General features: G+C 31.5%; 24 protein-coding genes. 9 read left to right on the top strand and 15 right to left on the bottom strand.

Annotated elements, in window-relative coordinates:
• Positions 1 to 8: 8 nt before the first annotated feature.
• Both Q0829_RS14090 and Q0829_RS14095 read right to left on the bottom strand, forming a co-directional pair.
• Positions 9 to 479 carry a thioredoxin fold domain-containing protein gene (locus tag Q0829_RS14090; protein ID WP_298544050.1) on the bottom strand — a complete coding sequence of 157 codons (471 nt, stop codon included), beginning with the start codon at positions 477 to 479 and terminating at the stop codon, positions 9 to 11.
• A gap of 2 nt (positions 480 to 481) precedes the next feature.
• On the bottom strand, positions 482 to 2,842 hold the full coding sequence (locus tag Q0829_RS14095) for a TonB-dependent receptor (protein ID WP_298544052.1): 2,361 nt from the start codon (positions 2,840 to 2,842) through the stop codon (positions 482 to 484).
• A gap of 194 nt (positions 2,843 to 3,036) precedes the next feature.
• Between Q0829_RS14095 and Q0829_RS14100 the strand changes: the two genes are divergently transcribed.
• From Q0829_RS14100 to Q0829_RS14110, 3 genes are read left to right on the top strand one after another with little or no spacing between them, the layout of a single operon-like run.
• Complete coding sequence (locus Q0829_RS14100; RefSeq protein ID WP_298544055.1) at positions 3,037 to 3,159, top strand: hypothetical protein; 123 nt, start codon at positions 3,037 to 3,039, stop codon at positions 3,157 to 3,159.
• Between the two features lie 11 nt (positions 3,160 to 3,170).
• Positions 3,171 to 3,509 (top strand): Hpt domain-containing protein, encoded by a 339-nt coding sequence (locus Q0829_RS14105; protein WP_298544058.1) that lies wholly within the window; start codon positions 3,171 to 3,173, stop codon positions 3,507 to 3,509.
• Between the two features lie 3 nt (positions 3,510 to 3,512).
• The gene (locus Q0829_RS14110; RefSeq protein ID WP_298544061.1) at positions 3,513 to 4,754 is read left to right on the top strand and encodes a CinA family nicotinamide mononucleotide deamidase-related protein; all 1,242 of its coding nucleotides are present in this window, start codon (positions 3,513 to 3,515) and stop codon (positions 4,752 to 4,754) included.
• On the opposite strand, the gene Q0829_RS14115 is transcribed toward Q0829_RS14110, so the two are convergent.
• The 4 genes from Q0829_RS14115 to Q0829_RS14130 all read right to left on the bottom strand — a co-directional run bounded on the left by Q0829_RS14115 (position 4,751) and on the right by Q0829_RS14130 (position 6,819).
• A complete protein-coding gene (locus Q0829_RS14115; protein WP_298544064.1) occupies positions 4,751 to 5,161 on the bottom strand; it encodes a hypothetical protein in 411 nt (136 codons plus the stop codon). The two genes, Q0829_RS14110 and Q0829_RS14115, sit on opposite strands and share 4 nt — an antisense overlap.
• A gap of 201 nt (positions 5,162 to 5,362) precedes the next feature.
• A complete protein-coding gene (locus Q0829_RS14120; protein WP_298544067.1) occupies positions 5,363 to 5,764 on the bottom strand; it encodes a hypothetical protein in 402 nt (133 codons plus the stop codon).
• A gap of 104 nt (positions 5,765 to 5,868) precedes the next feature.
• Positions 5,869 to 6,282: a hypothetical protein gene (locus tag Q0829_RS14125; RefSeq protein ID WP_298544070.1), complete on the bottom strand. Its 414-nt coding sequence runs from the start codon at positions 6,280 to 6,282 to the stop codon at positions 5,869 to 5,871.
• Between the two features lie 135 nt (positions 6,283 to 6,417).
• Positions 6,418 to 6,819 (bottom strand): hypothetical protein, encoded by a 402-nt coding sequence (locus Q0829_RS14130; protein WP_298544073.1) that lies wholly within the window; start codon positions 6,817 to 6,819, stop codon positions 6,418 to 6,420.
• A 498-nt stretch (positions 6,820 to 7,317) separates the two neighbouring features.
• Here Q0829_RS14130 and rpmB point away from each other — a divergent pair, with 498 nt between their 5' ends.
• The 5 genes from rpmB (at position 7,318) to Q0829_RS14155 (ending at position 11,105) form a co-directional block, all read left to right on the top strand.
• Entirely contained in the window at positions 7,318 to 7,557 is a 240-nt protein-coding gene (rpmB, locus tag Q0829_RS14135) for a 50S ribosomal protein L28 (RefSeq protein WP_118461811.1), read from the top strand.
• A 24-nt stretch (positions 7,558 to 7,581) separates the two neighbouring features.
• Entirely contained in the window at positions 7,582 to 7,764 is a 183-nt protein-coding gene (rpmG, locus tag Q0829_RS14140) for a 50S ribosomal protein L33 (RefSeq protein WP_027395522.1), read from the top strand.
• A gap of 4 nt (positions 7,765 to 7,768) precedes the next feature.
• Positions 7,769 to 7,921, top strand: coding sequence for a DUF4295 domain-containing protein (locus Q0829_RS14145; RefSeq protein ID WP_081415706.1), 153 nt, complete (start codon positions 7,769 to 7,771; stop codon positions 7,919 to 7,921).
• Positions 7,922 to 8,046: 125 nt separating this feature from the next.
• Entirely contained in the window at positions 8,047 to 9,000 is a 954-nt protein-coding gene (gene ftsY / locus Q0829_RS14150) for a signal recognition particle-docking protein FtsY (RefSeq protein ID WP_298544078.1), read from the top strand.
• A gap of 437 nt (positions 9,001 to 9,437) precedes the next feature.
• Entirely contained in the window at positions 9,438 to 11,105 is a 1,668-nt protein-coding gene (locus Q0829_RS14155; RefSeq protein WP_298544081.1) for an amidase family protein, read from the top strand.
• On the opposite strand, the gene Q0829_RS14160 is transcribed toward Q0829_RS14155, so the two are convergent.
• Positions 11,102 to 12,199, bottom strand: a complete 1,098-nt coding sequence (locus Q0829_RS14160) for a serine hydrolase domain-containing protein (RefSeq protein ID WP_298544084.1) — start codon at positions 12,197 to 12,199, stop codon at positions 11,102 to 11,104. The two genes, Q0829_RS14155 and Q0829_RS14160, sit on opposite strands and share 4 nt — an antisense overlap.
• Positions 12,200 to 12,340: 141 nt before the next feature.
• Between Q0829_RS14160 and rimO the strand changes: the two genes are divergently transcribed.
• A complete protein-coding gene (rimO, locus tag Q0829_RS14165) occupies positions 12,341 to 13,642 on the top strand; it encodes a 30S ribosomal protein S12 methylthiotransferase RimO (RefSeq protein WP_298544086.1) in 1,302 nt (433 codons plus the stop codon).
• On the opposite strand, the gene Q0829_RS14170 is transcribed toward rimO, so the two are convergent.
• The 8 genes from Q0829_RS14170 to Q0829_RS14205 form a co-directional block, all read right to left on the bottom strand.
• Positions 13,639 to 14,139 (bottom strand): hypothetical protein, encoded by a 501-nt coding sequence (locus tag Q0829_RS14170; protein ID WP_298544089.1) that lies wholly within the window; start codon positions 14,137 to 14,139, stop codon positions 13,639 to 13,641. The two genes, rimO and Q0829_RS14170, sit on opposite strands and share 4 nt — an antisense overlap.
• A 617-nt stretch (positions 14,140 to 14,756) precedes the next feature.
• A complete protein-coding gene (locus Q0829_RS14175) occupies positions 14,757 to 15,386 on the bottom strand; it encodes an NAD(P)H-dependent oxidoreductase (protein WP_298544092.1) in 630 nt (209 codons plus the stop codon).
• Positions 15,387 to 15,397: 11 nt separating this feature from the next.
• Positions 15,398 to 16,111, bottom strand: a complete 714-nt coding sequence (locus tag Q0829_RS14180; RefSeq protein ID WP_298544095.1) for a pirin family protein — start codon at positions 16,109 to 16,111, stop codon at positions 15,398 to 15,400.
• Positions 16,112 to 16,206: 95 nt separating this feature from the next.
• Positions 16,207 to 17,073, bottom strand: coding sequence for an AraC family transcriptional regulator (locus tag Q0829_RS14185; protein ID WP_298544098.1), 867 nt, complete (start codon positions 17,071 to 17,073; stop codon positions 16,207 to 16,209).
• Positions 17,074 to 17,105: 32 nt separating this feature from the next.
• The gene (locus Q0829_RS14190) at positions 17,106 to 17,729 is read right to left on the bottom strand and encodes a hypothetical protein (protein WP_298544101.1); all 624 of its coding nucleotides are present in this window, start codon (positions 17,727 to 17,729) and stop codon (positions 17,106 to 17,108) included.
• 139 nt (positions 17,730 to 17,868) lie between these two features.
• Complete coding sequence (locus Q0829_RS14195; protein WP_298544104.1) at positions 17,869 to 18,033, bottom strand: hypothetical protein; 165 nt, start codon at positions 18,031 to 18,033, stop codon at positions 17,869 to 17,871.
• A gap of 51 nt (positions 18,034 to 18,084) precedes the next feature.
• On the bottom strand, positions 18,085 to 18,237 hold the full coding sequence (locus Q0829_RS14200) for a hypothetical protein (RefSeq protein ID WP_298544107.1): 153 nt from the start codon (positions 18,235 to 18,237) through the stop codon (positions 18,085 to 18,087).
• A 636-nt stretch (positions 18,238 to 18,873) separates the two neighbouring features.
• On the bottom strand, positions 18,874 to 19,386 hold the full coding sequence (locus Q0829_RS14205) for a GTP cyclohydrolase (RefSeq protein ID WP_298544110.1): 513 nt from the start codon (positions 19,384 to 19,386) through the stop codon (positions 18,874 to 18,876).
• Positions 19,387 to 19,393: the final 7 nt, after the last annotated feature.

The following is a 19,393-nucleotide window of genomic DNA, read 5'->3' on the forward strand; positions in this document are numbered from 1 at the left end:
AATAACGCCTACAGTTCAGAGAGCATTTTTTTTGGACTCATATATTCAAAATAGCGCTTTCTTACCTTAAAACTCTCATCTAAAAAAATAATAACAGGGAAAGAGATAGGAGCGTCTTTTCTGGAAGCTAAAAGAGTAGGGATTTCATGAATAGGATTTCTGGATGTTGAATAATTTTTATTAGTGAAAATAACACCGTCAAAACTAATTGTATCTCTACTTTCAGCATTCATTTTTACAGCATAATAATCTTCGGTTATCTTCTTAACTATTTCTTTTTTGGTATAAACTACTTTATCCATTTTTTTACAGTATACACACCAATCTGTATAGAAGCTAATGATAACTTTTTTTGATCGTAAAGCAAGGGAATCATCAAGTTGCTCAAAAGTAATCCAATTAATGTTTTCAATGTCTTGAGCCGAAACCTTGATTACTCCAAATAAAAAGAAAAAAAATATAATTTTTATATATTTCATCATCAATGAAGTTTGCCAAATTTTATGCCAATAAAAAATGTTCTTGGTGTTCCAGGACCGTAAATATAATCAGAATCACGTAGAGGACCTGTGTCAAAATCATCTTGGTAGCTATTGAATATGTTCTTAATTCCACTGCTAAAAGTAATTTGAAAATTTTCTGAAATATCTTTATGATATTCTAGTTTTAAATTCATATCAAAAAATGAACTGGTATTTACAAGGTTTAAAAATCCCGAATCGCTTACCACCCGAGGTACCGTCATATTTCCGGTATAGGTTCCTGTGAAATCTATATTAAATTGTTCTCCAGGAATCCAAGATGCATTTAAGTATCCGTATGAGTTAGGGTTTCTAACAAATTCATCCACGGAAACATCGTTTTCTCCAGGTGTCGTGCCATCAGTTTCAAAAAGTATTTGACTTTCATCGTATAATGCTTTTTGGATAGTTCCTCCCAGTTGAAATTGCCACTTTTTTGAGGGAGAAATTCCAATTTCAAAATTGGTGCCAAATACTTTCGCTCCTGATCCATTTCTAACTTCCTCAAGTATAGAACCATTATTGAGAACAGAACCAGTACTTACTAAAGTGAATGGATCCTGAAGAGTTGTATAAAAGCCTTCCAATAGAAAATCCGTCTGAATTTTATTTATATTTTTTGTGTAGTTTAAAGAAGCTGTAAAAGCATTTGAAAATTCAGTGTTCAAATTTTCGGATAAAATAACAAATTGGGGTTCCCCTCCAACTGATGAAATGTGCAAATCTTCATTAAAAGCTTGTGGTGCTCTAAAACCTCTTGCATAACCTCCTCTAAATTTTAGAGAGTTAAGAAGATTGTAGGATACTGTTATTCGCGGACTTAGTACAGTTTGTTCTATAGATACATTGCGAGAAATACCGCCAATATTGTAATTTCCTTTGACATTTACATGATCTAATCTTGTTCCTATAAGCGCTGTGAAATCTTTACTTGGTTTCCATTCATACTGTGCATAGGCACCAATGGTGTGTACTTTTTGATCGATCAGTCTATTATACCCTGGAATAATATCTTCAGTATCGCTAATATTGTATTCCGTACCCAAAGTAATAACATCATCATTTTTTAAGTTTTGAGTAAATTGAATTCCAGTCAATAAGGCTAAATCTTTAGTTGTTCCATAAGAGTTTAAGGCAAGAATGCTGTCTTGCCTTGTTCTTGCTCCACCTAATCCACCATAGTAACTATCTCTTTCGGTATATTGACCTGAAGTATAGATTGATAAATTATTAGTGCCTTTTTTATTTTCTGCTTCATAAGTAAGCCCTCCTAAAAAAGTATTATGATCTAGCTCTTCTGTAATGTCAGTAAAATGAGGAACAAGATCAAGACGATCTCCACCACGACGATACTCTTTTATAGTGGTTAGATCTAATGAGATTTTACTTCTATCATTTGGTTTTAAGAATGTTTTTAATCCAAAAGTAGTGTTTTGGAGTGTAGTTAATTCGGTAAATCCATCATCATTAGCATCAAACTCTTCTCGATCTCTATTAAGTCCAAATACAGTAATCCCGGACATTAAATCATCACTTACTAAAGATGCGTTAAAATTTAAAGAACGGTCTGGAGCATCTCCATCGATAAGACCGAGGTAAGTGCCAACTTCCCAGGTATTAAGAACAGGATCTTTAGTGATAATGTTAATTGTACCTGCAATGGCATTTGATCCGTAAAGAGCCGAGCCACCACTTCTAATTACTTCAATACGTTCAACAATATTAGTAGGAATTTGTTCTAATCCATATACACTGTTTAGTGCACTAAAAACGGCTCTGCTATTTATTAAAACCTGGGTGTAACTACCATCCAGACCATTAAGTCTTACTTGAGTAAATCCACAATTCTGACAATTATTTTCGACTCTAACTCCTGGAGAATAGTTTAGTCCTTCAGAAATTGATATTGATTGCGTGGCTTCTAATAACTTAGGGCTTAATACATTGACTACGACAGGTGCATTTTTTCTATTCACACGATTTCTAGTGGCACTTATTACAACTTGATCAAGATTTAAACGATCTTCTATAAGCGTGAACTTTTTCGTCAAATTATCCGATGTTATCGAGATATTCTCCTTTAATGTTTGATATCCTAAAGAGCTAATTGTTATAACGAAGTCTCCATAAGGAACTTTTTTAATTACGAAAAAGCCATTTTCATTTGCGGTTACATACGTATTAAAAGAAGAATTTGATATTTCTATATTGGCGAATGGTAATGAAGTATCGCCAGTATTTATATAGCCTTCCAAGTTTCCTGTTTGACCTAACACTAAAAAGGTTTTAAATAAGATCAAAAAAAATGAAAGTGGTTTCATATATAAAAATTACTTTTTTATTAGTTTCGGCAAATTTATAAAGTTAGTTAAGACTAACAAATTTATTTAACAAATAATAAAGTGTGTTTTAGCTGAATATAAGTTTATTTCTTTTTTTTCTAGAATGAGCTATTTTAATTTCATAAATAGTAGTTTCATTATCATTGATTTGTAATTTGATTGCAGAATAATCAATGAAATATTTTACTTTCAAGATCGGAGATGTTATCTTTACAGGAGCACTAATTGGAATTGGTGTTATAAAATCAGAAGATGCGTTTTACTGGTTTTGTAGAAGAGCAATGAATTTTCAATAACAACTAAATAAATGAGCAAAGGGTATAGCTTAGAAAGTGTAAATGAATTGTCTGGTGGAGATGATGAATTTATAACAGTATTAGTACAAACATTTTTAGAAGAGATACCTCCCGATTTAGAGGGGATGGGACAGGCAGTAAAAAACAATGATCCTAAAACAGCTTACCAGTTTGCACATAAAATGAAACCTAATCTTCAATTATTTGGTATTGATCTTTTAAAAGAGATAAAGCAAGTAGAAGCTTGGTCTAAATCTGGTAAGGATAAATCAGAGATTGAGGTTATATTAAATCACATTGTTACTACGGTTAATGGTGCTATCGAAGATCTGAAAGCCGACTTTCAATAAATTATGCTTGCTGAAATAATCACTATTGGAGATGAAATTCTCATTGGTCAAATTGTAGATTCTAATTCTGCTTACATAGGAAAAGAGCTTAATAAGATAGGTATAGATGTATACCAGATAACTTCTATTCAGGATGATAAACAACATATTCTAGATGCTCTGGAAGAGGCAAAGAATAGAGTAGATGTGGTTCTTGTAACAGGTGGGTTAGGTCCTACAAAAGATGATATAACGAAGCACACTATTTGTGATTTTTTTGATGACACATTAGTTCAAAATGATAAAGTGTTGCAGCATATTGAAGAACTTTTTGCAAAATATATTCATACTCCCGTTACAGATATTAATAGAATGCAAGCGCTTGTTCCTAGCACAGCAATTGTTCTTATGAATAATTTCGGTACCGCCCCTGGAATGTGGTTAGAAAAAGATGATACGGTTTTTGTGTCTATGCCAGGAGTGCCTTTTGAGATGAAAAATCTAATGAAGGATGCTGTGTTGCCTAAACTTCAGGAAAAATTTGATAGACCCTTTATTATTCATAAAACGGTGCTTACCTATGGGTTAGGCGAAAGCGCAATAGCAAAGAAAATAGAACAATGGGAGGATAATTTGCCTTCTTTTATAAAACTAGCATATCTTCCTAACTTAGGAAGAGTTAGATTACGTCTTTCTGCGCGTGGAATTGATGAAAAATTATTGAAAGATACTATAGAGGATAAGATTACGGATTTACACACATATATAGGTGATATCATCGTAGGTTACGAAGAGGAAGAGTCTATAGAGGTGTTGATTGGTAAAATTCTTACTTCTCGTGGGCAATTTCTTGCGGTTGCAGAAAGTTGTACGGGTGGAAAAATTTCTCAATCTATAACTACTTATGCAGGTTCTTCGTCCTTTTTTAAAGGGGCAGCAGTTACGTATGCAACTCATTCTAAAACAGATCTTTTAGGAGTTGATGAAGATGTGATTAATAAGTATACGGTAACCAGTAAAGAAGTTGCAGAAGCGATGGCACTAGGCGTGAAAAATAAGTTTAAATCTGATTATGCTATTGCTACAACTGGTAATGCTGGTCCAGCTAAAGGAGATGGCGATGTTGAGGTAGGTACAGTTTTTATAGCTATTGTTACTCCAGATCGTGTTTTTTCAGAGAAATTCGTGTTTAGTAATTTACGTGAACGTACGATAGGGAAGGCTGTAAATAAATCCTTTGAAATGCTTTTAAATGAACTTAATTAATCAGGTTGTTTAATAGCTTCTTTTTTTGTCCATTCAATAGCGTCTTTTAGGTCTTGGAAATTATAAAAAGGCCTTTTTGCAAAATGTTTTTCAATTTCTGTAGACATCGTACTTATTGAATTATAAGTTACCACACCGTATCCTTTAAAATTATCCATATATATCAAAGGGCAATCAAGATAATCAGTTGGTATAATCGAATGTGAGTTTATCCTATCAGAGATATAGGTGAATGGTTGGTTGTTTCCGTAGTGTTTTTGCACGATTGGTATAAGATCATCAAGTTTTCTTAATGTGATCACTTCTCCTTCTTTAATTTGTGCAATGATATACTGGTCATAAAAGTAATATGTTCCGAGGTTGAGATCATACTTTTGAATTAAGGTGTCACTTAATATGGTTTTCATAACGTTTGTTTTCTAGTTAGTTATGAATGAGTCGGAAAACTAAGGCGATTATTTCTTTTTAATACTTGTTATTCAATGTTTTAAATGTTTTTAGCATTCTAAAACGTTATAGTTGGTTTCGTATTACAGAAAATTATGAAAATATTAATATAGTGGATTGTTATTTTTCTACTTAGAATATAATTAGAAACAAACTTTTAATTAATCCGGTGGTACTAATGTGTCTACCCATTTAATAGCATCATCAAGTTTATGGAATGTACGTGTAGGAATCTTTAAGAATGATTTTTCTAGCTCAGCAATTTTAGACCCGATAGCGTTATAAGTTACTACTGCATATCCCTTTACATTAGGAAATTGTTCATTTGTCTTAAAATGATTCGTTGGTTGAAAAGAATATGAGTTAATTCTGTTGGCAATATAAATAAATGGTGTTTTGTCACCATAGTATGTTTTTCCAAGTTTTATAAGCTCTGAGGTATTTTCATAAGTGAGAATGACGCCTTCATTTATTTCTGATATTACAAAGTTTTTGTGGAAATAAAATACTCCAATGCTAAGTTCATGTCTATTAGTGAGCTTTTTATGAAAGGAGCAAGTCATGATTAATAAGGTGCGTTTTTTCGGTTCTAGTAAATTTAATAAATAAGAAATAAGTTTTTTTGAGTATTTGTACCTTATTATTGTTGTCGTGTTATCGGACAGTTTTAATTAGGATTGGATAATGGTTTAATTAACTCATCTATCCATAGCAAAGCATCATCTAAACAATTAAAAATTTTAGTTGGGGTTTCAAGAAAAGATTGCTCTAAGGTGGCTACTTTATAATTAATAGCATCATAAATGACTACACCGTATCCCGTAAAATTAGGAAACAACTTTGAGGATTTGAAATGTCCAGTGGGTACAAAAGAGTAGGAATTTTTTCTATTAGAAATGTATACAAACGGGATAGTTGTTCCGTAATAGGAATGAATCAATTCAAATAATTCTGAGCAATTTTCAAAAGTAAGTATAACACCTTCTTTTATTTCGGAAATTATGTGATTTTTATAAAAATAAAATAATCCAATAGTAAGCTGATGCTTATGGATAAGCTTCTTGTTAAAATTATAAACCATTTCGAGATGTGATGTTTTCCAATTACAATGGTAAGATACTTATTTTTTTGTCAAAAAATTAATGAAAATGCATTAAAAATAGAAATAAAATATATTTATAGTTAATTTTTTAATAAATAGTCAATATTATTTTATTTAGTCGTGCATGATAAGTTCTCTTACCCAGAGTTTAGCATCATCTAAATTATCGAAAATTTTTGTTGGAACATTAAGAAAGGACTGTTCCAAAGAAGCTATTTTATTGTTTATTGAATTATATGTAACTACTCCATAACCTTTTAAATTAGGGAATAGTTTCGCAGACTTAAAATGAGTAGTGGGTTCAAAAGAGTAGGAATTTTTTCTATTTGTAATATAAACAAATGGAATGTTATTTCCATAATACTCTTTTGCTAACAAAAATAATTTCGTGGCTTTATCATAATTTAATGAGGCTCCTTCATTCATTTCTGAAATCATGAAGTTTTTGTGAAAAAAGAAAGATCCTATATCAAGTTCGTGCTTCCTAATGAAGTCATTAGTATTGTTTTGGAACATAACAATCGTTTTTTTCTCTAAGATACAATTTAGGGTTTTAAAAATCAATCATTTGCAATAAGTTCTTTTAAGTTTTTTTTAGTAGGATAAAGTTTTGGTTGTAAGAATTCTTTGTTTGAAATATTGTTTTTGGATAGCTTATATAAAAAAAGCGGATCCTAAGATCCGCTTGTTTACTACTCAATTACCCCATATCAAGTAGTTAGTTACAGTTATGAAAACTAACTGGTGTAAAAGTAATTGGTATGCTCGACTTGTTATATAGGTATAAATACCTGTTTTAGCTAAAATGGATATAGTTTTGATATTTTTGTTGTTTATATAATGAGCGAATCATCCTTTACTTTTACTATATAAACACCTTTAGTTTTAGTATTTACGGTAGTATCGAAATAAAATATTTAAAAAGAGAAAAAAATACAAAACTATTATTGGTGGTTCGGTAAATAATTCGTTAATTTGCACCCTGTTTTGAAATAATACCAAAATTAAGAAGAGATGTCAAGAGTTTGCGAGCTAACAGGTAAAAAAGCGATGGTGGGAAATAACGTTTCTCACGCGATGAATAAAACAAAACGTAAATTCAACGCGAATTTAATAAAAAAGCGTTTTTATATTCCAGAAGAAGATCGTTGGGTAACACTTAAGGTGTCTACTGCAGCTTTAAAAAATATAAATAAAAACGGTATTGCTGCTGTTTTAAAAGAAGCAAGAGCTAAAGGTTTCTTAACAAAATAAATCAGCTTTTAAAAAGATACTATAATGGCAAAGAAAGGTAATAGAGTTCAGGTGATTTTAGAATGTACAGAGCATAAAGCTTCTGGTAAACCAGGTACTTCTAGATATATTACAACAAAAAATAAAAAGAACACTCCTGATAGAATGGAAATAAAGAAATTTAATCCTATTCTAAAGAAAATGACTGTTCATAAAGAAATAAAATAAGACAATGGCAAAGAAATCAGTAGCATCGTTACAGACAGGATCAAAGAGATTGACCAAGGCTATTAAAATGGTGAAATCTCCGAAAACAGGAGCATATACTTTCGTAGAGTCAATTATGCAACCAGATGCAGTAAATGACTTTTTCAAGAAAAAGTAATTAGCAATAAAAATATTTTAGAAAGAAGCCGTTTCAATTTAATTGGAATGGCTCTTTCTTTTTATATATTTATGCGATTTTATATTAGTTTAAATTTTAACTTATTAGCATTCTGAATATAATACATGAGTTTGTTTAAAAAAATATTCTCTTCGGAGAAAAAAGAAACCTTAGATAAGGGATTAGAGAAGTCTAAAACTAGCTTCTTTTCTAAATTAGGTAAAGCTGTTGCCGGTAAATCCAAAGTAGATGATGATGTACTGGATAATCTGGAGGAAGTCTTAGTAACTAGTGATGTCGGGGTAAAAACTACGATAAAAGTTATAGAAAGAATAGAAGGCCGAGTTTCTAGAGATAAATACCTTGGGACAGATGAGCTGAATCAAATTTTAAGAGAAGAGATAGCTGGTTTACTTTCTGAAACGAATTCTGGTGAGGCTACAGATTTTGAGATTCCAAAGGATAAAAAACCATATGTTTTAATGGTTGTAGGAGTAAATGGTGTTGGAAAAACAACTACCATTGGTAAGCTGGCTTATCAATTTAATAAAAAAGGTTTAAAAGTGGTTTTAGGAGCTGCTGATACGTTTAGAGCAGCGGCAATAGATCAGTTACAGGTCTGGGCTGATCGTGTAGATGTACCCATCATAAAGCAAGATATGGGGAGTGATCCTGCATCTGTAGCTTTTGATACCTTAAAATCTGGAGTAAATCAGGATGCAGATGTTATTATCATTGATACAGCAGGAAGATTACATAATAAGGTAAATTTGATGAATGAGCTGACTAAGGTAAAACGTGTTATGCAAAAAGTGATTGGGGATGCTCCACATGATGTTTTATTGGTTTTAGATGGTTCTACAGGTCAAAATGCTTTTGAACAAGCAAAGCAGTTTACTGCTGCAACAGAGGTAACCTCATTAGCAGTGACAAAATTAGACGGAACCGCAAAAGGAGGAGTGGTTATTGGAATAAGTGATCAATTTCAGATTCCTGTAAAGTACATTGGAGTAGGAGAGGGTATTGAAGATCTTCAGGTGTTTAATAAGTATGAATTTGTAGATTCTTTTTTTAAGTAGTGTTAGATTTAGCATGAATAGATATTGGATAGATCATTAATTAGAATTCTTTTCTTGTATTGTGTCATTGTGGCTGGGTTAAACGTATATGCTACCATTGAGTTTTTATTTTTTTCTAGAAACCCATTGTTTCCAACTCAGTTGTATAGGAACAAAACATATGTAAACCTTCTTTTTATATTTCCATATATCATAGTGGGATTCCTTACTGCAAAGTGTATTATTTTAAAAAAGGAGAATTTCAGACTTCTAGTAATATCAGTCTTGTCTTTAGTAGTGTTTAGTTTTTGGATGTATCCGTTGATTGCTATTAAAATATTAAACAGGTAGCTTAGATATAATTTGTTACAAAATAGTTAAAAAGGTATCGTGACACTATCGCAATATCTTTTTTTTATACTTTCATTTCTCAAAAACGCTTTAATGACAATCGCTTTATGAGAATATTACTGTATGTTTTTATTACATTTTTGGTTTTTGGTTCCTGTAAAAAAGGAAAAGAAGAACCACAAAAAGAGTTACAGCCTAAAGTAATTTGGAAACCTTATGATGAAACTAAGGATTTAGAATCGACTAAAAAGCTGGAACAAGCAAGAATGCATTTAAAACTTGTGAATTCTAAAATTTTAGATAAAAATGATATATGGAAACCTTTAGCATCGGAACTTGAAGATTTTTCAGCGGAAGACTACAATAGGTTAAAGAAATTTATACTTGAAAAAGATATACCAACGATTCAGCAAAGTGTCAAAAAAGGAGAGCTTTCGTATGAAGAGTTGGTTAAGTTTTATATTTATAGAATCAGAAAGTATGAGAGTGATAATTCTTTATCTCTAAATGCTGTTATATCCTTAAACCCTAAGGTTGTGAAACAAGCGAGAGTCTTAGATAAAGTAGATAAAAATACTATTAAAATAAACTCTGTTTTTGGAATGCCAATTATGCTAAAAGATAATATTGGTACCAAAGATATGCTTACCACTGCAGGAGCTATTGCATTACAAAATAATAAAACAGATAATGCCTTTATAACTCAGCGTTTATTAGATGAAAATGCATTGATTTTGGGTAAAGCAAATCTTAGCGAATGGGCATATTTTCTTTGTATTGGTTGTCCTGTTGGATATAGTGCAATTGGAGGTCAGACTCTTAATCCATATGGTAGGATGATTTTTGAAAGTGGTGGTTCTAGTTCTGGTAGTGGTGCAGTTGTTGCTGCGAATTTTTGCACAGCGGCAGTGGGCACCGAAACAAGTGGATCTATTTTATCTCCTTCTAGTCAGAATTCTGTTGTGGGATTAAAACCAACGATTGGTTTGTTAAGCAGATCTGGTATTGTGCCAATTTCAAGTACTTTGGATACACCAGGCCCAATGACAAAAAGTGTAGTTGATAATGCTATTTTGTTAAATGCGTTGGTAGGAAAAGATCCAAACGACACTACTTCTGTTTCTTCAGAAACAGATTTTTTGATAGCTGCAAAAGATTCAATTGTAAAAGGAAAGCGTTTTGGTGTTATTAAGAGTTTTTTACAAGATTCTCTATATGCAATAGCGATTGATCAAATCAAAACAGCAGGTGGAGAGGTTATAGAAGTGGAACCAGAACAAATCTCACTACCTGGATTTCTTAGTATTTTGAATATTGATATGAAGAATGATCTTCCTAAATATATAAAAACCTATGCTAGTGATAACATCAATATAAATACGATAGAAGATGTAATAGCATTTAATTTAAGAGATACACTTATCAGGATTCCATATGGTCAAGGTATATTTGAAGGAATCGTAAAGGACAGTACTACTAAAGAAGGTTTGGAAAAAATAAAAGAAGATCTTAAGATTACCGCTCGTAAATATTTTGATTCTCAAATTGATGAACATGGTCTAGATGTAGTATTGTCAATAAATAACTATCATGCTGGTTATGCCGCTGTGGCTAAATATCCAGCTTTAACGGTGCCTATGGGTTATACCGAAAAAGGTGAGCCTAAAGGGCTTACTATTATTGGGAAGTCATTTTCGGAAGCCAAATTGTTACAACTGGGATTTTGGTATGAGTCAATATCTAAAAAGCGTAAGATGCCTATTATGTACAATTAATTAATAAGCGCATTAATTTTTATCCATAACTCATTATCAAAGCTTGAAGGTCCAAGTAATGCCTGACCAGTGTCATCCCCCATTCTAATGATTACTAAATTCTGACTAGGAACTACATAGAGTTTTTGGTCATCTTTACCTAAGCCAGCAATAAGATCACTAGGTCCATCTGGCATTAGTTCTCCAGGAAATTCATCTTCGAACGCTGGCGCCCTAAAACTTGATTTACCATTCAGCCACCATAAATATCCGTAAGCTTGATTTAGGTTTTGTGAAGTAGTAGTCATTTCAGTAAAGTAATTTTGATCACTAAGGATTTGGTTGTTATCCCAAATTCCTTTATTAAGATTTAATAGACCAAAACGAGCCATACTTCTGGCTGTACTGTAGTATATGTTAGCATATCCAATACTTACCCATGTTCCGTTCATCCCAATTTTGTTTTTTAGTTTAGTATCAAAATAGGTGTTGTAATCTGTGTTTGCAGCTCCTGCAACGATATCTGTTAGTAATGTATACGCAGCATTATGATAATACCAGAAATTTCCTGGTTCATTAAGAAAACTTAAGCAATCAAAATCAGTACAATTTTGATTGGATACATTATAATCTAAACCAGTTGTCATCATTAAATGATTTTTTACTGTAATTGCTTGTTCTTGATCTGTTGTAATATCTGCCCATTGAGTTCCTAGGTACGTTGCAGAAGAAGTATTAATGTCTAGTAATCCTTCTTGTTGTGCCAGTCCTACAGTAAAAGCAGTTAATGTTTTTCCTGCGGAATACCAAGGGTTGTTATCAAAAGCAGATCCCCCATTGAAGTATCTCTCTACTACAATTTTTCCGTTTTTTAGGATGATAAATGCCTTGGTGTTTTTTTCTTCCAGAAAATTATAAAGAGGTTGTTCTGCATCAGTGTTCCATCCTAAATCAGTAATAGTTGTGGTTTCCCATTCCTCAGAATCGATAGGAGGAAAATATAAAGCATTTTGATCAGGGGTAGGAACTTCTGTAAGAATTTCCTCGGCTTCATCAGAACAAGAAATGGTAAAACTAAGTAATAGAGAATAAAATAAAGTCATTATATTTTTCATAAGTTGGGGGTTATGCAGATTTAGACAGTACAATATACAAAAGGTTTAACGGTTGATATTTTTTAACATATAGAGTTATTGGTAATTATGTGCTAAACTTTAGTTATTCATTGTATCTTTGCAAACCTTTATCCAAAAGATATGAGAACAAAGACTTTAAAGAAAAATAAGATCAATGTGGTTACATTGGGTTGTAGTAAGAACGTATATGATAGTGAGGTTCTTATGGGACAACTGAAAGCCAACAACAAGGAAGTAGTTCATGAAGAAGAGGGCAACGTTGTGGTTATTAATACTTGTGGTTTTATTGCAAATGCAAAAGAAGAATCTGTAAATACTATTTTAGAATATGTACAGAAAAAAGATCAAGGTATAGTTGATAAAGTTTTTGTTACTGGATGTTTGTCAGAAAGATATAAACCAGATTTACAAAAAGAGATTCCAGATGTAGATCAATATTTTGGTACTACAGAGTTACCAGGTTTATTAAAAGCATTAGGAGCTGATTATAAACACGAATTAATAGGGGAAAGATTAACGACAACTCCTAAAAATTACGCTTACTTAAAAATAGCAGAAGGTTGTGATCGTCCTTGTTCTTTTTGTGCAATTCCAATAATGCGGGGTAAGCATAAGTCAACACCAATTGAAGAATTAGTTACAGAAGCAGGTAAGTTAGCTGCCGATGGTGTAAAAGAGTTAGTTCTAATTGCACAGGATTTAACCTATTACGGATTAGATCTTTATAAAGAAAGAAAGTTAGCAGATTTACTTCGTGAGTTAGTAAAAGTCGAAGGTATTGAGTGGATACGTTTGCATTATGCATTTCCCACAGGATTTCCGATGGAAGTTTTAGAGGTAATGAGACAAGAACCTAAAATCTGTAATTATATTGATATACCATTACAGCATATAGCGGATCCGATTTTGAAATCCATGCGTCGTGGTACTACTAAAGCCAAAACCACCAAACTCCTTAAAGAGTTTAGAGCTGCAGTACCGGAAATGGCAATTCGTACTACATTAATTGTTGGGTATCCAGGAGAGACGCAAGAAGATTTCGAAACATTAAGGGATTGGGTAAAAGAAATGCGTTTTGAGCGTCTTGGATGTTTTACTTATTCTCATGAAGAAAACACACATGCTTATAATCTAGAAGATGATGTCCCCGAAGAGGTGAAAATGGATCGCGCCAATGAAATCATGGAGATACAATCCCAAATCTCTTGGGAATTGAATCAACAGAAAATAGGACAGGAATTTAAGGTTGTTATTGATCGAAAAGAAGGGCCATATTTTGTAGGTAGAACTGAATTTGACTCTCCTGACGTAGATAATGAGGTGTTAATTGATGCTTCTAAGTTTTATTTAAAAACTGGAGAATATACTACTGTCAAAATATATGAAGCTGAGGATTTCGATCTGTATGGAGAGGTAATTTAATCTGATATAATAGATTTGTAATCACCATCAAATACTACTTTCCAGCTTTTACCTTTATCGGTGCTCTGTAACCAAGTTTGTCTAACTGTATTATCAGGATTTTTCTGCCATGATATTTTATTAGACAATGTGCCTTTTTCGGTATCAACCTGATTTTGTAATACCATTTTACCATCTTTAATATTTCCTTGAATATGCAACGTTAATCCAGAGTTATCAACCCAAAATTGCTCCCATTGATTGGTTCTGGGATTATATTTATTTAAACTAGTACCGTGATATTTGGATGTGGTGGAATGATAAGTTTCTTTAATTACCTTATCATCGATAATTGCTTCAATTTTGCTTTTACCAACAATTGTATCGGTGTTATGTTTATAAACATTCCATTCGCCAATCCAAAAATTGAATTCTGCATATTTATGATCAATATTTTTTTGTGCTGATAATATAGTTGTCACAAATACCAGTAGAAAAAATACGCTAGGTTTCATCATACTTCGAAGTATTAAATAAAGAATGACTTTAAAGATAAAAAAAATCGAGGATTATTATAATCCTCGATTCTGTTGCGTAATACTCTTTAGATTTTTTGGCTAATTCTAATATAAGAGAGAACTTTATTTCTTTATTTTGTTAAGGGACAAAGTTTTATGTTAAACGCTTTATTTTTGATTTAATTTTATTCGGGCGCAAAAGTATTTAAAAAAGAGATACGAAATTCGTAATTTAAAGTGATGCTTATTTTGATTTTACAATTAAGAAGAATGGTAGCTTAGGATTTTCGTAACTTAGGAAGGGCAGGGGATGAGATATTAATAAAGTTATTAAATAATGAGTTATTTGAATGTATTTTTTTTAGGTTTTTATTGAAATATATTCATTCCTGTTTTTGCTTAATAAAGTATAAACTTAACAATTTGGTAATATTATAGGATGAAAACTCCGTTATGATAATTTTTTATATAAAAAATAGAAGATAAGTTGGTTATAATCTAATAAGTGGGTTAAAGATATTTAGTTAGATCTATTTTGGCCAGATTTATTACAAAATAAAAAGAGGCTTGAATGTTTAATAATTTCAAGCCTCATATATATACCCAAAAATTAGTATTTATATAATTTCGAATAATTCACTGATAGGCTTACGCACCTTTTTAGTGTGTTGAGTTGCGTCTTCTTCAGATCGATATCCTATTGTTGCAATTACAGCAGCGGATAAACCTTTTTTGGATAACCCTAATATCTCATTATAATCTTTTGGTTCAAAACCCTCCATCGGACACGCGTCAATTTTCAGTTCCGCACAGGCTGCTAGTAAGTTTCCTAAACCAATATAGGTTTGTTTAGCGGTCCAGGATTTTACTGTTTCATCGCTAAACTCACTGATTTTAGACTTCATGAAATCACCATATCCTTTTAAATCATCTAAATTTAAATCTTGTATAGTTGCTTTTAATTTTAGATAGTCATCGATTACTTTCTCATCAACCTTTGTGTAATTACAAAAAACAATTAATTGCGAAGCATCTACAATTTGAGACTGACCCCAGGATTTAGGTTGTAACTGTTTACGAATTTCAGGATCTTCTATAATCAATACTTTATATGCCTGCAACCCGTAGGATGAGGCAGATAGTGAAATAGCTTGTTTGATTTTTTCAAGGTCAGATTCAGAAATCTTTTTGCTAGAGTCAAATCTTTTGGTGGCGTAACGCCATTCTAAATTTTTTAATAGTTCCATATGAGTATGATTTATAGTGTAATTGGAACTTCCATGAGTAATATTTTAGAAGCTCCGTTTGAATTAATTTTAATTTGTTCTACGTCCCAGATTCCTAGTCCATCTCTTTTTTCTAATATGTTATCTTCGATCGTTACGCTTCCTTCTAAAACAAAGGCATAGACTCCATTTTTTTTATCTTTCAGCGTATAGGTCTGTGTGTGTTCTGTTTCTAGTTCACCGAGATGAAACCAAGCATCTTGATGAATCCAAACCCCATTGTCATCTGGATTCGGAGATAGAATTTGATATAATTCATTTTTGATATTTTTATTCTCTATAGAGATTTGATCATATCTAGGAGTTACATTTTTCTTATTAGGAGTTACCCATATTTGTAAAAACTTTACCTCCTTATCCGAATTTTTATTATACTCGCTATGAAAGACACCCGTTCCGGCACTCATTACTTGTATATCACCTTGTTTGATTATGGTTGTATTACCCATACTATCTTTGTGTTCTAAATCACCTTCCAAAGGAATCGATATAATCTCCATGTTGTCATGGGGGTGTTTACCAAATCCCATTCCTGATGATACGGTATCATCATTAAGCACTCTTAATGCTCCAAAACTCATCCTTTCTGGATTGTAGTAATTTCCGAAACTAAACGAATGATATGAGTTTAACCATTCAAAATTAGCTTTTCCTCTGGTATCTGATTTATGCATTATCGTTTTCATAATATATCCTTTCTTTATATTTGAATACAAAGTTCTAGTATTATATGATTGTTTGAAATGTGATAATACGGAAGAATGTTATAAAAATCCGATATTTAATGCTGTTGTCTAAACTGAGAAGGCGAGAAGCTTGTACATTTCTTAAAGAAGTTACTAAAATTAGCAGGTTCTGAAAAACCTAATTCATATCCAATTTCCTTTGTAGTTTTTCCTGAAAAGCTAAGAAGTCTTTTTGCAGCTACAATAATTCTGGATTGTAAGTATTCTTTAGCAGTTTTTCCTATAAGGGATTTGATAGTTCTGTTTAAGTGATCCGGTGTAACATGCAATGTTTCTGCATATTGATGTACTTTATGCCAATCTGAGAAATGTTCTTCGACTAAATTTTTATATTCTTTCAATATAGTAGAACCTGCGTGAAGCTGTTGAGGATCTTTTCTACTAATATCACATATATTATTGCTATAAATTAAAAGAAGCTTTAATAAAGCCCCAATTGCTTCTAACTTAAATTTCGAATCAATGTGGTAGGTTTCGAAAATTTGGACGCTATATGTATTCAATTTTTCCAATTGTGTTTCGTTTAAAGAAAGAGGAGGAGTATAACCATAATCTTGAAATAAGTTGATGTCTTCAATAAAACGATAGTCAATATTGTTTTTAATAAGAAATTGTCTAGAAAATGTAATTACCCAACCATAGGATTTCTGCTCTTCCAGGATTTGATGTACTTGTCCCGGACTAAGGAAAAAAACCTGACAATCTTCAAGCAAGAATTCGTTAAAATCAATGATATGGATGCCCTTAGCTTTTGATACTAAAAGAATAATGTAAAAATCATGTCGATGTGGTGTGTCAATTTTACCTCCAGCTTTATCATAAATATCCTCCATTTTTTTTATATCAAAAACGATCTGCTTTTCCGTTTCATCTGTTAGTTTGTACGTTTTAATGGAAGCCATTTTCTGATTTTAAGTATAAATACGATTTCTTTTTATTGTAATATGTTGATCATTTTTTCTGCAATACCTGCATTAAAAGGGTGTATACTAGATTTTAATAAAGTTAATGTATCAAAACTACCGCCATATACCTTCATGGTTGCATTCGGGTCGGCACCTTGTTCGATTAAAAACTTGGTCATTTCAGGAAGATTAAGTGGTGCTTTTTGTCTCCACATTTCTACGCCATTACTTGCTGCGTAATTTAATAATGTAGCTTGATGACCATATTTTGACTTTTTGAAGACTAATTTAGGATCAAGTTTGATTATTTTTTTGAGCTTTTTAAAATCACCATCAACAAGAAAATTAACTGCCTTTTCAAAATTATGGTCATAATGACCTTCTAATTGTTCAACAATTTCCCAATTCTTAAAACCATATTCATTAGCAACGGTTGTTTGACAATCTTCTCTGGTAAACTTAATTTTTTTCAATTCTTCTACAGGTATTCCTAAATAATCAATATGGTAATTATTTATTTCTCTGAAAATGAAATCTTGGTTATTTTGTATCCCTTCTAACATGCGATCTGCAATTTTGGACAAGTGAGTTTTGATCAATGAATATTGATCCGTCTGATAAAGAAGATTGCCATAAAAAGAAACCAGATTCATAATTCTTTATCTAATCATTTTCTTTAATTCGCTACTAATAATACAAATAAAAAAGGGAAAGTCTTTTGGACTTTCCCTTTAAAATAAGATTTACTCTTCTTATTTGCTAATTCTAATCTATAAAAGAGGTTTATTGTAATTATTCATTACCACCTATGACGATTTCGTCATCTTCGGTGTTTTCGTCTTCTGTATTGTTATCGTTACTTTCTTCGTTGAAAACTTGACTTTCAATAGTTTCGTTTTCACAAGAAACGAATACTGTAGCTAATACTAATACTAATAGAAATGTAATTTTTTTCATTTTTGTTTTATTTTATTGTTTTAAATTTTATTTCGAGGGTGTTTTATTTTTTTAGTTACCTAAACCATGACTGTTATCGTCATAGATATCAATGATTTCTGGCTTGTCATTTCCTTCATTGAATGTTTCGTCTTCTACAGATGTACTTTCGCAAGATGCTAAAGCAATAACAAGCATAAATAGAAATGGGATTTTTTTGATCATTTTAATAAAAATTAATTATGTGTTTATTTTTAAATTTTCTTATTTTTTCAAAACGGGTGCAAATGTATCTAAAAAAGTAATCCAAACTCTTAAAAATATCTTAACAACTCTTTGTTTACGGGGTTTAGGGGGTATTGGCGGTGTTTAATTTTTAATGAATATGGGAGAAATTTACCGATATGATATTACATTGAAACAAATCAATAAATTATGTGCAATCTTTTGAGCTAAATGTTAGAGATCGAATAAAAATCAAATGTAGTTCAAATTAACAATTTGATAACATTAAGACCTTTGTTAGTGTTTATTTTAAATTTTTTTCTATAAAAAAGTACTTTTAGTAAGAATAATTCAATAATACGCCAGATGAAACATTGTTTTATTTAGTAAAATAAACAACTATTTGTATAGTTCTTAATCCAGATATTGCATAAGCATTGTGATTTGATAATAATTACTTCTTCTGATTAGATATTTATCACATTTTAAGTAGTAAGTTTTAGCCAGATTTTCCTATTTGACTCTTAGGATTATCTTTTATTTCAGTAACCATGGCTATCAAAATTTTGTATGATATGTGTAGAATATTTGTTTGCGACAGTTTTAGTGTTGAGATAAAAGTTGTTAAATTTTAAATCATAAAACAGTTGGTTGTGTGCCAGTAACTTTAATACCAAGTTCACTTAAAGTGGCTACTTTTTTAGGGTTATTAGTTAGCATTCGAATAGATGTCGCTCCTAATTCGTTCAAAATTTTTGCGGCAGGAGAAAAGTTTCTGGCATCTTTTTTAAAACCAGCTGCTTCATAAGCTTTCGCTTGCGAGAGTCCTTTATTTTTGTATTCAATACTTTTTAGTAAGGCAAGATGTCCATTAGACTTACCTTCTTGATCTAACCAAATAATAATCCCTTTACCTTCTTTTTGTATAAGTTGCTGTGATATTTCCATTTGTTCTCTACAATCACATTCTATACTATTAAAATGATGAGCGAAAATACAAGAAGAGTGTACTCGACATAATATGTTTTCTTCATCTTTTATATCGCCCATTACTAGTGCAAAGGATTCCTTTTGACCATCATAAAACAGAATTTCACGATATTCTCCAAACTTGGTTTTTAAATTAGTTTCAGCTAGTTTAACTATCACTTTACTG

This window comes from uncultured Aquimarina sp., assembly GCF_947492405.1.
Lineage (GTDB): Bacteria > Bacteroidota > Bacteroidia > Flavobacteriales > Flavobacteriaceae > Aquimarina.

What these genes read in the sequence shown, in the direction of transcription:
- Q0829_RS14100 (WP_298544055.1), top strand. Translation starts at nt 3,037, where the DNA reads ATGAAATATTTTACTTTCAAGATCGGAGATGTTATCTTTACAGGAGCA.
- Q0829_RS14180 (WP_298544095.1), bottom strand. Translation starts at nt 16,111, where the DNA reads ATGAAAACGATAATGCATAAATCAGATACCAGAGGAAAAGCTAATTTT.
- Q0829_RS14190 (WP_298544101.1), bottom strand. Translation starts at nt 17,729, where the DNA reads ATGAATCTGGTTTCTTTTTATGGCAATCTTCTTTATCAGACGGATCAA.
- Q0829_RS14115 (WP_298544064.1), bottom strand. Translation starts at nt 5,161, where the DNA reads ATGAAAACCATATTAAGTGACACCTTAATTCAAAAGTATGATCTCAAC.
- Q0829_RS14095 (WP_298544052.1), bottom strand. Translation starts at nt 2,842, where the DNA reads ATGAAACCACTTTCATTTTTTTTGATCTTATTTAAAACCTTTTTAGTG.
- Q0829_RS14110 (WP_298544061.1), top strand. Translation starts at nt 3,513, where the DNA reads ATGCTTGCTGAAATAATCACTATTGGAGATGAAATTCTCATTGGTCAA.
- Q0829_RS14160 (WP_298544084.1), bottom strand. Translation starts at nt 12,199, where the DNA reads ATGAAAAATATAATGACTTTATTTTATTCTCTATTACTTAGTTTTACC.
- Q0829_RS14125 (WP_298544070.1), bottom strand. Translation starts at nt 6,282, where the DNA reads ATGGTTTATAATTTTAACAAGAAGCTTATCCATAAGCATCAGCTTACT.
- ftsY (WP_298544078.1), top strand. Translation starts at nt 8,047, where the DNA reads ATGAGTTTGTTTAAAAAAATATTCTCTTCGGAGAAAAAAGAAACCTTA.
- Q0829_RS14195 (WP_298544104.1), bottom strand. Translation starts at nt 18,033, where the DNA reads ATGAAAAAAATTACATTTCTATTAGTATTAGTATTAGCTACAGTATTC.
- Q0829_RS14145 (WP_081415706.1), top strand. Translation starts at nt 7,769, where the DNA reads ATGGCAAAGAAATCAGTAGCATCGTTACAGACAGGATCAAAGAGATTG.
- Q0829_RS14090 (WP_298544050.1), bottom strand. Translation starts at nt 479, where the DNA reads ATGAAATATATAAAAATTATATTTTTTTTCTTTTTATTTGGAGTAATC.
- Q0829_RS14200 (WP_298544107.1), bottom strand. Translation starts at nt 18,237, where the DNA reads ATGATCAAAAAAATCCCATTTCTATTTATGCTTGTTATTGCTTTAGCA.
- rpmB (WP_118461811.1), top strand. Translation starts at nt 7,318, where the DNA reads ATGTCAAGAGTTTGCGAGCTAACAGGTAAAAAAGCGATGGTGGGAAAT.
- Q0829_RS14155 (WP_298544081.1), top strand. Translation starts at nt 9,438, where the DNA reads ATGAGAATATTACTGTATGTTTTTATTACATTTTTGGTTTTTGGTTCC.
- Q0829_RS14105 (WP_298544058.1), top strand. Translation starts at nt 3,171, where the DNA reads ATGAGCAAAGGGTATAGCTTAGAAAGTGTAAATGAATTGTCTGGTGGA.
- Q0829_RS14185 (WP_298544098.1), bottom strand. Translation starts at nt 17,073, where the DNA reads ATGGCTTCCATTAAAACGTACAAACTAACAGATGAAACGGAAAAGCAG.
- Q0829_RS14170 (WP_298544089.1), bottom strand. Translation starts at nt 14,139, where the DNA reads ATGATGAAACCTAGCGTATTTTTTCTACTGGTATTTGTGACAACTATA.
- rpmG (WP_027395522.1), top strand. Translation starts at nt 7,582, where the DNA reads ATGGCAAAGAAAGGTAATAGAGTTCAGGTGATTTTAGAATGTACAGAG.
- rimO (WP_298544086.1), top strand. Translation starts at nt 12,341, where the DNA reads ATGAGAACAAAGACTTTAAAGAAAAATAAGATCAATGTGGTTACATTG.
- Q0829_RS14175 (WP_298544092.1), bottom strand. Translation starts at nt 15,386, where the DNA reads ATGGAACTATTAAAAAATTTAGAATGGCGTTACGCCACCAAAAGATTT.
- Q0829_RS14120 (WP_298544067.1), bottom strand. Translation starts at nt 5,764, where the DNA reads ATGACTTGCTCCTTTCATAAAAAGCTCACTAATAGACATGAACTTAGC.
- Q0829_RS14130 (WP_298544073.1), bottom strand. Translation starts at nt 6,819, where the DNA reads ATGTTCCAAAACAATACTAATGACTTCATTAGGAAGCACGAACTTGAT.